We start from the raw sequence: 14354 nt of genomic DNA on the forward strand, positions 1-14354 counted from the left end.
AGTGTCAAATAAGCGAGTATGCATTCCTCCGGGTGGTGTTTCCGTACCCTTAATGATCTGTGGGAGCCTAGACGATAACGTTGTCGATTCCCAGGCGCTGGAAGGATGGCTATATTGGTTTAAAGAAGGCGATCGCTTGTGGGAATGTTTAGAAGGCGGTCATTTTTTCCACTACTTCAAACTATGTACGAGATTCAACTCCAAAATTATGACAACTCTCGACAATACTAATCCATCTGACCTGTCTCAGGCAGGCGAAAATGGTTCACCCTTATCCCGGTTACCAATTCCCTGGATCAAGATTGGACAATACCTATTCCTGGCAGCTTTGATTTGTACAAGTATCATTAGCTTTGTTGTTCAAGATAAAGCCATTATAGTTATTTGGATGGCTGTCTTAGTTTCAATTTTTGTATTCCTGGTTTTGATCGATAAGCAGTTAGCGAAAGAGGCGATTCGTCAAATTCAGCTTGATGTTGCAAAACGAGCGGAAATTTATCAATATCTTGTTGATGAACAGCTACAACCGGGTAGCAATCCTATAACAGTAGCCCGAGAGAATGCGTTGCAGTACTGCCAAGAACTTATTGAGGACTATAAACAAAGCCGCCAAACTTCGAGAAATATATACTATACATTCCAAATGGCAACGATTGTCTTTTCTGGGATTACACCCATTCTGGTTTTGGTTGATAAGTTAGATATTGGCGTCGCTTGGTTTAAGTGGTTACCTGTTATATTTCCAGCGATCGCTTCTATTGTTGCCAGTGTGGTGACCTCGTTTCCTTTTCAAGAAAATTGGATTTCTGCCAATACAGCCGTTGAATTGTTAGAAGCCGAACGGGAAAAATTTATATTGGGAGTCACCCAAGCTTATCGTTGCTATGATTTAGACGATCAAGTCCAACGTCAGAAAAAGCTGAAACAGGCAATTGAAAATTTTATTAATCAGGTGAATACGATTCATCTGAAGCAGATTCAAGAAGCCTCGGAAAGTCTGCAAAAGCCACAGGGGCAAGAAACCGAGAAATCGGCATCGGCACAATGAACCAGGTAAGTCTTGGGGTAAGGGCACGGCAATGAAAGAGCCCCTACAGGATGCGAGAGGGAAACAGCCCTGAGCAATCGCTGTATTAATTGGTGCGATCGCACGATTGCTGAATTCTTGGTTCCGGTGATGCGGAAAGAGTCGCCCAAGTAGCAAGTAGTAGCGTGGCACACCTTAATTGGTGGATTAGCATTGTAGGGGCGCATGGCGTGCGCCCGGTTTAAAAGTCAAATCTATTCCACAATTTTAGCTGTGTCAGTCCGCCATCGTGCGTTAGCGGGGCAATAATTTAGGGGGAAAATCCAATGAATTGTGTTCCCCGCGTAACGCACCAACACAAATAGATAATATAAATGATTGCGTTTTCAATCATAAATCAGGTTTTTAACTGCCTAGATCGCTAATCTCTATGACAGGAAAGGTCAAAATGGTACAGACACCAGGAAAACCGGAAACCGAAACTCTGTTACTTGAGTTACCAAAAACCATGAAGCTATATGTCACTCCAGAACAGTTTACAGCCCTAGCCGAGTGCAATAGAGAATTACACCTGGAGAGAACGGCAAAAGGAGAATTAATTGTGAATCCACCCACAGGTTGGCGAACTGGCAAACGGAATTGGAGTATTTCTGGAGAGTTGTATATATGGTGGCGAAATGCAGATGAACCGGGCGAAGCGTTTGATTCCTCAACTGCTTTCATTTTACCCAATGGTGCTACTCGTGCCCCGGATGCTTGTTGGATTAGTCAAGAAAGTTGGGATGCACTGACTGATGAACAAAAGGGAACGTTTGCCAATATTTGCCCGGATTTTGTGGTGGAGTTACGATCGCAGTCGGATACTCTGAAGTCGCTGCAAGAGAAAATGCAGGAGTATATGGAAAATGGGGCTAAACTGGGTTGGTTAATCGATCCACAAAATAGAACAGTAGAAGTTTATCGAGTCGGTTTAAACGTAGAAATATTGTCAAATCCGGCTGAGTTATCCGGTGAGGAAGTCTTACCGGGTTTTGTGTTGAATTTGTGTCGGGTTTGGGGTTAGCGCGATCGCACTTCTCACTCTTCTCCAGTGATGCGGAAAGAGTCGCCCAAGTCGGGGTGGGTTTAGGGATTTCTATATGTAAGGTGGGCAATGCCCACCCTACATTGCACAATCACCCGGATTTCATATCTGCGATCGCACTCCTCGTCATCGCCGCAATAGCTTTATCTGTGGCTTTGGGTAAATGGTAATATTTCCCACCCGCCTGCTTCGCCAATTCCTTAGCAAACCCCGTAGACACAAACTTATTTTCCGTATCAATCACCAATAACTGAATTCCCATTGCCCGAATTCGAGCCGCAATATCCAACAGTTCCCCCTTAATATCCGGCTTTTCGCCCTCGGCTATCGGTTCCCCCAAGGAACGGGCTAAGGAAATATTCCCTCGTCCATCGGTAATTGCCACAATCACCACCTGACCGATATCTCCCGACATTTTGGCATTCACCCCCACACGCACCGCCTGGGTTAACCCATGTGCCAACGGGGAACCGCCACCACAAGGTAACCGATCTAACCGCCCCCGCGCCAAAGCAATGGAACGGGTGGGGGGTAACAACACCTCCGCTTGTTCGCCGCGAAAGGGAATTAGGGAAACTTGGTCGCGGTTTTGATAGGCTTCAGTCAGAAGTTGCATCACTGCACCCTTAGCCGACTGCATTCGGTTGAGTGCCATTGAACCCGAAGCATCAACCACAAATACCACCAACGCCCCGGCTTTACGGGCTAGGCGTTTAGAGCGCAAATCTCCCGACTCTACGATAACCTTACGGTTCGGCTGGCGTTCCCGGCGTCCTTTCTGATAGGGTGCAGCCGCCCGTAATGTGGCATCAACGGCGATGCGTTTAACCGCACCTTTGGGTAACATGGGCTTGACATATCGCCCACGATCATCAGAAAAAATAATACTGCGGGTTCCCGATTTTCCTTGCCGCTGCGCCATTTGAGCGAAGTAGAGGACGCTGGGATCGAGAACGACTCCCTCGGTATCAAAGATGAATTCTTCGGGGACGCTGGGAGGTTCTTGTTCTTGTTCCGGTTCCTGTTGATCCTCTTCTTCTTCCTTATCCTCCGGTTCGTCTTGGTCTTGGGAAGACTCATTCTGAGGCGGTGGGGGTGGAGGTGGCGGTGGGGGTTCTTCTGGTGGGGTCTGGACGATGGTAGAACGGGGGACAATCACCAATTCCACGGCGCGTTTCAAATCGTCAGCACTAACCGTCTGACGCCCATCTAGGGCGGCTGAGGCTTTGGCAACACGCACGGCAAACAGTTCCGCCCGATGTCCTTGGACGCCACCCCGCAGGGCTTCTTCTACGAGATAAGCAATTTGGTCATGAGTAATTTGTACCTCTTTGAGCCATTCCCGTGCCAGAATAATATCGGTTTTCAGGTTATCTATGTCTTCGTTATACTGCTCAATAAAGGCTTGGGGTGAGGTGGTGTACGCGATCGCGCCTTCGACGGCTTGCACCCGCTGATCCAGTGCCAGCACTCCATCGGCGGATAGGGTAATCGCAATTCTATCGAGTAAATGCTCCCGCAGGGGTCCTTCGTCTGGGTTGTAGGTGGCGATTAATAGGGGTTTGCAGGGATGCTGAAAACTAATTCCCTCCCGTTCGATTTGGTTGCGCCCTTCGGTGAGAACGCTTAAGAGTTGGTTGGCGATTTGGTCATCGAGGAGGTTGATTTCATCAATATATAAAATACCCCGATGTGCTTGGGCTAAAAGTCCAGGTTGAAAAACAGGTTCGCCTTGTTGCATCGATTTCTCCACATCCACCGAACCTAAGAGGCGATCTTCGGTGGTTCCCAGGGGAATTTGCACAAAGGGTGCGGGGATAATTTCTGTCTCAACAGTGGCGGGTTCAATCCCTTGGGCTAAAAGCTGATCATCCCATTCTTGAGGATAATCGGGATGGCAATTAGACAGAGAACCCTTGACCACTTCAATGGGGGGAAGGAGGGCGTGGAGAGCGCGTGCCATCACGGATTTCGCCGTTCCCCGTCGTCCCGCGATCGCAACTCCTCCTAATCCGGGGTCAACCGCCGCCAACAGGAGCGCTAATTTAATCGCTTCTTGACCCACGACAGCCGTTAGGGGAAAATTGGTTATTGCTGTGGGAGAGTTCAGCACAGGCATAAGGCAACCATGACACTATCAGTTTTTCAGCATACCGCGTCCTGGAGTCGTTTGGACGGTTAACGGAAAAATCTGACGAATGACAAACAATGACGATCTCCACCATTACCTTGTATTGTGTCTACCTACTTACAGGTTTTTTCGTCAATACTGCCTCTTCGATAATATCGGCGGCTCGTTTGACGCCACCGGATTGACGCATGAGCGCCTGTAGATTTAAAGCATTCTGTTTATAAGACTCTTGCGTTAGCACTTTTTTTATTGCATTTCGCAATCGAGAAACCCTCAATTTCTTCAGGGGTATCACTTCCCCAGTCCCTGTCCAAGCAATACGTGCAGCTACGGCAGGCTGGTCATTGGTTACCGGAATTGCTACCAGGGGGACTCCATAACTCAACGATTCTAATGTTGTATGTAATCCGGCATGGGTAATGGTGAGGGTGGCTTTTTTCAGAAGTTCTAACTGAGGAGCAAAACTAACCACAATCGGATTCCCAGGTAATTGGGGTAGTGATTCGGGCGGCATAGAACCTGCCAAAGATACCACTAATTGTACATCCAATCCTTCACAGGCAGAGGCAATGGTTTGAAACACTTCAATTCGCTTATTTTGTATCGTCCCCATAGAGGCATAAATCAACGGTTGTCCCGTTAATTTTTCATAAGGAAACGAAAGGGGTTTCCGATTAGCGGGGTTATGGAACGGTCCTGTGAAATGGAAATAGTCGGGTAAATCTGTTCGCGGAAACTCAAACTCAGCGGGTTGATGACTGATTTGAACCAGTTTAGAGTAGGCATCATTGCGGGTTGCGAAGGGGGGCAATTTCCACGCTTGGCGATAGTTTTCCACGACATCCCAAATGGGTTTATCGATGTAATTGAGTACCCTATACCCTGCTTGGTTACGCCAATGTCCCCACCACGTCGGGCTATAGCGCCAAGGTGTATTCCACGGCGGAATACTTGGATGTTGATGGGTCACTAAACCACTACACAAGGTAACAAAGGGAATGTCAAGATACTCAGCGACTGTTCCACCTTCAAAGGAGGTATTATCGACCAGAAGGACTTCTACACCAACGTCCTTACAGGCTTCTGGGGCGTCTCGTAGTAATACATCTACCCATTGTGACATTAGATGACTAACATATCTCATGGCGCTGAGTCCACTCCTTTGCCCTAACCCAGACAAATATTGAGCCATTGCTCCGGCGGGAAACTCGGACTGACCAATCGCTCTATATTCCAAACCCCTGGCTACTGTCTGAGATTGAACCTCGATGGAACCACAGAGGGTGAGGTGATGACCGCGCTGTTTCAGTTCGTTTCCCAGGTTAAACATCAGGTTGAGATGGCTGGCTGCAGCGGGGCAGATGATACCAAAATGCGTCATATATTTTATTTTTCGAGTTTATTGTATATTCTTAAACTGAATAAACCTCTATTAAATACCAATTTAAGCCTCAAAAGCAACAGGATTGAGTGTGTCTAAATCAGTTGTGAAATAAAAGGGGCTCAGGCAAGCCGTTTACTTTGGGTTTTACCCAATGACGATTTAACAACTCCAGGACTATCAATTCAACTACCCCACGCTACTAACTGATGTTCTAGCAGGAGTTTTAACTGCTAAGGGTAAAATTATTTTGAACGTAGAACCTACTCCCACCTCAGAATCAAGCTGAATTTCTCCTTGCAACAGTTTAACTAACCGCGAGACGATCGCTAATCCCAATCCGGTACTATCGGGTAAGCGATTAGTCCGGGAACCACCGCGAAAGTAGGGTTCAAAAATTTGAGCTTGGTCTTCTGGGGCAATCCCAATCCCGGTATCCGCCACTGCGATCGCAAATTTATCATTTTGATGATTACACTCAACCTGGCAGCTGATGGTAATGCTTCCCGTTTCGGTGTAACGAATGGCATTACTGACCAAATTCGTGATAATCTGTTCAAGTCGCAAGGGGTCAGAGGTAACTTGCTTGGGAGCGAGTTCGTAATCTACCGTTATCTTGAGGTCTTTCTCACTGGCTGAGGGCGTTAACGTGTCTACCACGTTGTTGATCAAAGCGCAGACATCAAGCACCTCTGCGTGCAATGTTACCTGTCCTGCTTCATGACGAGAGACTTCTAGAGAATCGTTGATTAGATGCAAAATCTGTTGTCCATTTCTAAGTACGCGCTCAATGTGATCGAGACTGACAACCGTGTCTTGGGTTTTATGTTGGCGTACAAATAGATCCGAAGATATCAGAATCGCCTGTAGCGGATTTTTCAGATCATGGGCTAAATGGGCTAAATTCTCTCGATGGGTTTCAACCAAGCGCGTCAATTCGTGATTGGTGAGGTTCACTTGACTTTGCAGCTTTTCTAACTCCTGCAATCGTTCTTCTGTATAACTGTTGAAACAGCGACCAATCACTTCATCCAGTGCCATATCAATGATACGGGTGGCTTGCAAAACTTCAGCGCTCGATCCCCGCAGTAGATCCGGTTCTAAATGAGAAAAGATAATCTGGCGCAGAATCCGATACTCTCGTGCTACTTCGGTTGGATCGTAGCCTTGTTTGGCTCTAATCACACCATGTTCTAAACCTTTCTCTTCAATTGTTTGAAGTGCACCGTTTTCACAGTCACAAAGGACTTTGGCAATCGCTCGCAGTACTGAGGGTAAACCATCCAGCACCGCCTTATAGGTGAGTTCATGGGCACTTTCGAGTTCCCCATCTTGGCGAACAGCTTCCACCCAATTATTGACGATTGAGTCCAGTTTATTCAGTAATTCCTGAGAAAAATTCATACTTTTAGGCAATTAACCTTTACTGTTTCCTTTTACGGGGGTTACACCCACATTGTTTTGCGCTCTCCATCTCTGCATCAGAACGAACCGCTTCAATCCAATGCTTGACGATTGTGTCAAGCTTATTTAACAACTCTTGACTAAAATCCATAGTTGAGGTTTGCCGCCCAGTCAAAATCAATTAAGGTGAACCCATTATAAATCCAGTATAGGTCTAACTTCTGTCTTTAGGGGGTTGTAGGTGGAAGCCTGAAGATTTTATAAGAATTGTACGGTTTAGCCAGTTGATGTGCTGACGCCAATCAGTGATGGAGTCATGGTGATGAATTTTAAGATTATTAGAGAACTATTTCAGGAAACGATTCAAGAATGGCAAGAGGATAAAGCGTCACGTTTAGCCGCCGCCTTAGCCTATTACACAGTGTTTTCCTTAGCACCGCTATTAATTATCGCGATCGCGATCGCAGGTTCTATTTTTGGTCCCGAAGCGGCGCGGGGGGAAATTGTCCAGCAAATTCAAGGGTTGGTTGGTACGGAGGGAGCTAAGGTGATTGAAACGGCAATTGAAAATGCTAATCAACCCAATATTAGCAATATTGCCTCCATTATCAGTATTATTGTTCTGCTTTTTGGTGCTTCGGGAGTCTTCGCCCAACTGCAAGATGCCTTGAATACGGTTTGGGGAGTACAACCTAAACCGGGACGTCCAGTTAAAGGCTTTTTACAGAAACGGTTATTGTCCTTTTCTATTGTGCTGGGGGTTGGCTTTTTACTCTTAGTTTCCTTGATTATCAGTGCCGTGTTATCTGCGGTGATTAATTATGCCAGTGATTTACTCTTGGGAATGGAATTTCTTTGGTCACTTTTAAACTGGGGGCTTTCTCTGAGCGTAATCACGCTGCTATTTGCGATGATGTACAAGTTTCTTCCGGATGTTAAAATTAGCTGGAGTGATGTCTGGATTGGGGCGATTATCACCGCCATACTTTTCACAATTGGTAACTCTTTAATTGGCATGTATTTAGGGCGGGGTGGTTTTGCCTCAACCTATGGTGCAGCGGGTTCGTTAGTGGTTTTTCTGGCTTGGGTTTATTATTCAGCCCAAATTCTTTTTCTGGGGGCAGAATTTACTCAAGTTTATGCGAGAAAATTTGGGGCAGAAATCGTTCCCGATAAACATGCAATTCAACTCACTGAAGAAGCGCGGGCAAAACAAGGAATTCCTCGGACAGAAACCTTAGAAAAAGCCGCAGAAAATCCAGGTCAGTCGCCAAAATCTTCCTCCAGAAAAAAGTCAGGTAATCCGGGGGCTAAAGCGTTGAAAGCCTACAATGATGTAGCCAGAAAAATGGGCTTAAATAAAAAAGAAAAGTAGGATTAAGCGGTTCGGCATTTAAACCTGAATGTCAATAATAAATGGCAAAATCCTTACTCGAAGCGGCTTTCGGGGAAAATGCCTCCATTGAAGTGGCGGAAAGTGGGGCAGAAGCATTAACGGTTTTTGCTGATAGTCTAGAGGAGGGTGGTGACGTAGCCGTCGTTATGGCTGACTACCTTATGCCAGGAATGAGAGGAGATGAACTGCTGACGTGCATCTATCAACGTTCTCCCGCTACCCTGAAAATTATGCTCACCAGACAAGCTGATTGGGCGGGAGTAGTTATGGGATTAACTCGGTAGACTTATATCGTTATATCTGTAAACCGTGGCAAAGCATTGACTTACACCTAGCCGTGAAAGAAGCCCTGCGACAGTATCATCAAGACCAAGAATTGACTCAAAAAACAGCACAACTGGATCAAATGAATCAGGGATTAAACCAAGCCGTATTAATTACCAAACTCCAAGAGAGTGAACATTGCCTCAAACAGCTTCTCGATGCTGTACCTATGGGTATTTTTGTGTCAGAAGCTGATGGGAAACTTTACTATGTGAATCAAACTGGTGAGCAAGTTTTCGGTCAAGGAATGGTTGAGTCAATGGCGGCGGATCAATTAATGGAAACCTATCGGGTTTATCAGGCGGGAACTGATCAATTTTATCCCCCGAATCGCCATCCCTTATGGCAAGCCTTACAAGGGAAACGGGTACGAGTTGATGATATGGAAATCTGTCGCCGCGATCGCACCATTCCCCTAGAAGCCTGGGGCGCCCCAATCTATGATCGTCAGGGAAATCTGACTCATGCGATCGCGGCGTTTGCTGATATCTCTCAACGTCAGCAGGCTGAGCGGGTTTTAGCCGATTATAATCAGAGTTTAGAACAACAAGTTGCGGCACAGACGATTGCTCCGGATAGTCGCGATCGCAAACAAGCCGAAGCAACCCTGAAAATCCGCGCCCGCCAACAAGCCGCAATTGCTCAATTTGGACAAACTGCATTAGTGGAAACCGATGTCTCTCAGCTAATGGATCAAGCCGTAACTCTGCTGGCTCAAACCTTGGAGGTAAACTATGCCAAAGTGTTACAACTTTTACCCGATGGGGAGACATTATTCCTAAAAGCTGCGGTAGGCTGGCAAGGGGAATTAGTTAGTCACGTCACAATTAGCACAGAAGGCTATATTCTACCCCACAATGAACCCGTTATTGTTGAAGATTTACGCACAGAGACTCGTTTTGGGGGTTCACGCCTGTTGCAGGATCAGGGGATAATTAGCGGTATTAGTGTGATTATCCCCGATCGCGCTCAACCCTTTGGAGTTTTGGGCGTATATACCTCACAACCCCGCCAATTTAGTCAGGATGATGTTCACTTTCTCCAAGGAATTGCCTATATCCTAGCAACAGCCATTGATCGCCAACGAGCAGACATCGCCTTACGCCAAAGTGAAGCCAGAAATCAAGCGATTATCGATGCGATTCCTGATTTAATGTTTCGGCTCAACGCTGATGGGATGATCACCGATTATATCGCTCCTGGGGATAGACTAGACTTAATTTACCCAACCTGCGATCGCATTGGCAGCAGCATCCACGACTGTCTGCCATCAGACGTAGCCCAAACCTGTCTGTACCATCTACATCAGGCGTTGCTAAGGGAAGAAACCCAAATTTATGAACAGCATCATTGGAGCAATGGTAAGCTGCACTACGAAGAAGTGCGGGTTGTGGTAACTAGGGACAATGAAGCCCTATTTATTATCCGAGACATTAGTCAACGCAAGCAAGCTGAGGCACAAATTGCCTTTCAAGCCTCTCTACTGGATCAAGTTAGTAACGCTGTCATTGCCACAGATTTAGCCGGAACCATTATCTACACCAATCAATTTGCCCAGGGTTTATATCAACTCAACCCAGAAACCATACTCGGTCAATCCATTCTTGATGTTACCGTACTTCCCCAAGATCAAGCCCTGGCGCAGGAAATTTTAGCGGGTGTTCAAGAAAATGGTTATTGGGAGGGAGAATTCACGGTTAAATGCCAAGACGGTAGCACCTTCCCGGTTTATGCCACCAATACCCTAATTCGAGATCACCAAGGAAATCACATCGGCTATGTGGGTGTGAGTACTGATATTAGCACTCAAAAACAAGCGGAGGAACAACTGCGCCAAAGTAAACATTTTATCGAACAGATTGCGGCGGCTTCACCCTATTGCTTATATATTTATGACCTCATCGAAAATCGCAATATCTACAGCAATCAAGAAATTGCCACCATTCTGGGTTATACACCCGCACAAATTCAAGCCATGGGAGAGAATTTTATCTCCAGCCTACTGCACCCCGATGACTTCACTATCGTCTCAGAAAAATGGCAAAAGTTAGCGAATGCGGCGGATGGGGAAATTTTCGAGTTAGAGTACCGGATGCAGGATGCCCAAGGGAAATGGCATACTCTATGGGGGCGGGAGACTGTATTTGCTAGAACTCCAGATGGCACCGTTAAACAGGTGATTGGTACGGCAATTGATATCACCGAACGCAAACAAGCAGAAGTTGCATTACGCAACAGTGAGCAACTCTACCGTACCATGGCAAGACATTTCCCCAATGGGGCAATTTTCTTGTTTGATCATAATTTGCGTTATTTAGTCGCCGATGGTCAAGGGTTAGGTTCCTCAGGATCAGGATATAGCCGAAATGTATTAGAAGGAAAAACCATTTGGGAGGCTTTATCCGACTCAGAATCTGCCTTGGTTGAACCCCTATATCGCAACGCTTTGGCAGGGATAGAACAAACTCTGGAAATACCTTATCACAATTGCATTCATCTGGTGCAAACTCGGGCAGTGCAAAATGATACTGGAGAAATTATTGCGGGTATGGTTGTCGTGCAGGATATCACAGAACGCAAACAAGCAGAGAAATCCCTGAGAGAACGGGAAGCGTTTTTACGCAGTATCTACGACGGAATTGAAGCGGCTGTCTTTATCGTTGATGTTCAAGAATTGGGTGAATTTCGCTATGTTAGCATTAACCCAGCCCATGAACGGATGTCAGGTCTTCTCTCCTCACAAATAAGCGGTAAGACTCCCCAAGAAGCCTTCATTCCAGAAGTGGCACAGGCGGTGTCTGAACGGTATCATGCCTGTGTTGAGGCGGGAGAACAGATTACCTATGAAGAATGTCGGCAGATTCAGGGACAAAAAACCTGGTGGATTACTAATTTAACCCCTCTGCGAGACAGCAACTGGCGAATCTATCGACTGATTGGTACTAGCTTTAATATTAGCGATCGCAAACAGGTTGAGAAAACCTTGCAGCTGCAAGCCGCCGCGATGACAGCCGCTACCGATGGGATTGGGATTTTGAATCAGCAGGGGGAGTATGTCTCTCTTAACCAGGCGCACGCCGAAATCTTTGGCTATGATAACGCTACCCAACTCCTCGGTCAAAATTGGCAGGCGCTGTACGAGGCTAGCGAATATCAACGACTACTAGAAGATTCTCTATCATTATTGCCTCAGCAGGGATATTGTCGCACCGAAGCCCAAGGTTTACGCCGTGACGGTAGCACATTTCCCCATGAAGTCTCGGTCACGTTATTACCCGGAGGAGAAAGAATTTGTATTGTTCGCGACATTACTGAACGCAAGCAAGCCGAAGCTGCACTACGAGAAAGTCAGCATTTTGTTCAACGTATTGCTGAAGCCTCTCCCAATCTTTTATATATTTTTGATTTAACTGAACAACGCAATATCTACGCCAACCGGGAAATGGCAGCGTTTTTAGGGTATACTGCAGAACAAATTTACGCCATGGGTGAAAACCTTCTACCCACCCTCATCCATCCAGAGGATTTAGCCCGATTACCCGCCTATTTCCAACAAGTTCAAAACGCAGCCGATGGAGAAATCTTTGAAATCGAGTACCGAGTCAGAGATGCTAATGGAGAATGGCACACGCTTTTGGGTCGAGAAACCCCCTTTGCTAGAACCGCTGACGGTATGGTTACCCAGCTTTTGGGTACCGCCACAGACATCACCGAACGCCAACAGATAGAAGCCGCATTACAAGAGAGTGAACAGCGCTATGAGTTAGCGACTCGTGCGGCAAAGGTAGGAGTTTGGGAATGGAATCTACAGACTAATGAATTTTATATCGACCCCACAATTAAGGCAATTCTCGGTTACACCGAGGCAGAAATTGCCAATGATTTGAACCATTGGACAACCTATATTCATCCTGATGATCAGTCGGTTGTCCTCGCCGCCGCCCAATCACATTTAGCGGGAGTTTCTCCAGAGTACCGAGTTGAACATCGAATGCTGCACAAAGATGGCTCAATTCGTTGGATTATTGTGCGGGGACAAGCCATCCGAGATGCCCAAGGAAAGGGTATCCGTATGGTTGGCACGAATACTGATATCACCGAACGCAAATTAGCTGAAATCGCCCTACAAGAGGCAAAAGAAGCCGCCGATGCCGCTAACCGGGCAAAAAGCACATTCCTGGCAAATATGAGTCATGAATTGCGAAGTCCCCTCAACGCTATTTTGGGGTTTGCTCAACTGATGAGTAATAGTGTCACTCTTCCTCGCCAGTACCAAGACAATCTACGGATTATTCACAATAGTGGAGAACATTTACTGACACTAATTAACCAGGTTTTAGATTTATCTAAAATTGAGGCGGGACGCATTACCCTGAATGAAACTACATTTAACTTGCATCATCTGTTGCGTGAAGTTGAAGATATGTTTCGACTCAAGGCAGATGAAAACGGCTTACAATTGGGTTTTAACTGTGCGGCTGATGTTCCCCACACCATCCAAACCGATGAAATTAAGTTACGCCAAGTCTTAATTAATCTCCTGAGTAATGCGATTAAATTTACTTCAGCAGGAAGTGTGGTTGTAAATGTTGCCTCACAAAGGACAAATGACCGAAGAGAGGTAGAAATATATGAGAACAGTTTAGCCAGAAAAATAACCCTTCATTTTGAAATCAAAGATACCGGATGTGGTATTGATGCTGATGAATTAGAGAGTATCTTTGAAGCCTTTGTGCAAAGCCAAAGTGGAGTGCAATCCCAGAACGGAACAGGTTTAGGGCTGCCGATTACGCGCAAGTTTATTCAACTCATGGGCGGAGAAATCACGGTGGAAAGTCAAGTTAGACTGGGTACAACCTTTACATTTGATATTCAAGCCCAGGTAATCGATGTCACTCCCAGCACACCCCAAACGACTCCCTGTCGCGTCATTGCCCTTGCACCCAATCAACCCCACTATCGGATTTTGATTGTGGATGATCAAGTGGAAAACCGTCAACTATTGATGCAATTGCTTCATCCCTTGGGCTTTGAACTCCAAGAGGCTAGTAACGGTAAAGAGGCGATTGAGATTTGGCATCATTGGCAACCTCATTTAATTTTAATGGATTTGCGGATGCCGGGAATGGATGGCTACGCTGTTACCCAACAAATCCGACAGTGTAGAGACGTGCCATGGCGCGTCTGTTCCCCAATAATCATTGCTCTAAGTGCTAGTGTAATAGAAGAAGAACGGTTAAAAGCGTTAGAGGTGGGTTGCACGGCTTTCATTGCCAAACCGTTTCACGAATCTGATTTATTTGCAGCCATACGCCAACATCTGAAAGTCAATTTTATTTGTGACGAACCGGAGCAAATTACAGGGCAAACGGAGACAGTTGTCTTAACATCTGATGATTTGGCTATCCTGCCTATTGATTGGTTAGCATCGTTGCACCAAGCTACCCTTGAGGGAGATTTTGAGCAGATGTTAAGCTTAATTGATCAAATCCAGGCTCAGGATAATAATCTAGCCCATACTCTTGCTCACTTGGCTAAGAATTTTCAGTTTGAACGATTACTCGATTTAACCGAACCTTGGTCAACTATAACTGATAAATTATGAGT

General features: G+C 46.0%; 8 protein-coding genes. 5 read left to right on the forward strand and 3 right to left on the reverse strand.

Annotation, left to right across the window (positions count from 1 at the left end):
• Nucleotide 1 precedes the first annotated feature (1 nt).
• Together RID09_RS21795 and RID09_RS21800 are read left to right on the forward strand one after the other, a co-directional pair.
• Nucleotides 2-1048 (forward strand): DUF4231 domain-containing protein, encoded by a 1047-nt coding sequence (locus RID09_RS21795; protein WP_446338011.1) that lies wholly within the window; start codon nucleotides 2-4, stop codon nucleotides 1046-1048.
• A gap of 427 nt (nucleotides 1049-1475) precedes the next feature.
• Nucleotides 1476-2090 (forward strand): Uma2 family endonuclease, encoded by a 615-nt coding sequence (locus RID09_RS21800; RefSeq protein ID WP_446338012.1) that lies wholly within the window; start codon nucleotides 1476-1478, stop codon nucleotides 2088-2090.
• 112 nt (nucleotides 2091-2202) lie between these two features.
• Here the strand turns inward: RID09_RS21800 and bchD are convergent, their stop codons facing one another.
• The 3 genes from bchD to RID09_RS21815 all read right to left on the reverse strand — a co-directional run bounded on the left by bchD (nucleotide 2203) and on the right by RID09_RS21815 (nucleotide 7027).
• Nucleotides 2203-4230: a magnesium chelatase ATPase subunit D gene (bchD, locus tag RID09_RS21805; protein ID WP_446338013.1), complete on the reverse strand. Its 2028-nt coding sequence runs from the start codon at nucleotides 4228-4230 to the stop codon at nucleotides 2203-2205.
• A gap of 121 nt (nucleotides 4231-4351) precedes the next feature.
• Nucleotides 4352-5623 (reverse strand): glycosyltransferase, encoded by a 1272-nt coding sequence (locus tag RID09_RS21810; RefSeq protein ID WP_446338014.1) that lies wholly within the window; start codon nucleotides 5621-5623, stop codon nucleotides 4352-4354.
• Nucleotides 5624-5812: 189 nt separating this feature from the next.
• Nucleotides 5813-7027 carry a sensor histidine kinase gene (locus RID09_RS21815; RefSeq protein ID WP_446338015.1) on the reverse strand — a complete coding sequence of 405 codons (1215 nt, stop codon included), beginning with the start codon at nucleotides 7025-7027 and terminating at the stop codon, nucleotides 5813-5815.
• Between the two features lie 322 nt (nucleotides 7028-7349).
• Between RID09_RS21815 and RID09_RS21820 the strand changes: the two genes are divergently transcribed.
• Genes RID09_RS21820 through RID09_RS21830 form a run of 3 tightly spaced genes read left to right on the forward strand, consistent with a single transcriptional unit; the run spans nucleotide 7350 to nucleotide 14352 of the window.
• A complete protein-coding gene (locus RID09_RS21820; RefSeq protein WP_446338016.1) occupies nucleotides 7350-8402 on the forward strand; it encodes a YihY/virulence factor BrkB family protein in 1053 nt (350 codons plus the stop codon).
• Between the two features lie 41 nt (nucleotides 8403-8443).
• The gene (locus RID09_RS21825) at nucleotides 8444-8707 is read left to right on the forward strand and encodes a hypothetical protein (RefSeq protein ID WP_446338017.1); all 264 of its coding nucleotides are present in this window, start codon (nucleotides 8444-8446) and stop codon (nucleotides 8705-8707) included.
• Nucleotides 8674-14352: a PAS domain S-box protein gene (locus RID09_RS21830; RefSeq protein WP_446338018.1), complete on the forward strand. Its 5679-nt coding sequence runs from the start codon at nucleotides 8674-8676 to the stop codon at nucleotides 14350-14352. Before RID09_RS21825 ends, RID09_RS21830 begins: the two co-directional genes overlap by 34 nt.
• The last annotated feature ends 2 nt before the right edge of the window (nucleotides 14353-14354 follow it).

The sequence above is a fragment of the Coleofasciculus sp. G1-WW12-02 genome (genome assembly GCF_040219735.1).
Taxonomy (GTDB): Bacteria; Cyanobacteriota; Cyanobacteriia; order Cyanobacteriales; family Coleofasciculaceae; genus Coleofasciculus.

Bases quoted from the DNA above. Each gene is read 5' to 3' on its own strand.
- bchD (WP_446338013.1), bottom strand. From the start codon at position 4,230: ATGCCTGTGCTGAACTCTCCCACAGCAATAACCAATTTTCCCCTAACG.
- RID09_RS21825 (WP_446338017.1), top strand. From the start codon at position 8,444: ATGGCAAAATCCTTACTCGAAGCGGCTTTCGGGGAAAATGCCTCCATT.
- RID09_RS21800 (WP_446338012.1), top strand. From the start codon at position 1,476: ATGGTACAGACACCAGGAAAACCGGAAACCGAAACTCTGTTACTTGAG.
- RID09_RS21815 (WP_446338015.1), bottom strand. From the start codon at position 7,027: ATGAATTTTTCTCAGGAATTACTGAATAAACTGGACTCAATCGTCAAT.
- RID09_RS21820 (WP_446338016.1), top strand. From the start codon at position 7,350: ATGAATTTTAAGATTATTAGAGAACTATTTCAGGAAACGATTCAAGAA.
- RID09_RS21810 (WP_446338014.1), bottom strand. From the start codon at position 5,623: ATGACGCATTTTGGTATCATCTGCCCCGCTGCAGCCAGCCATCTCAAC.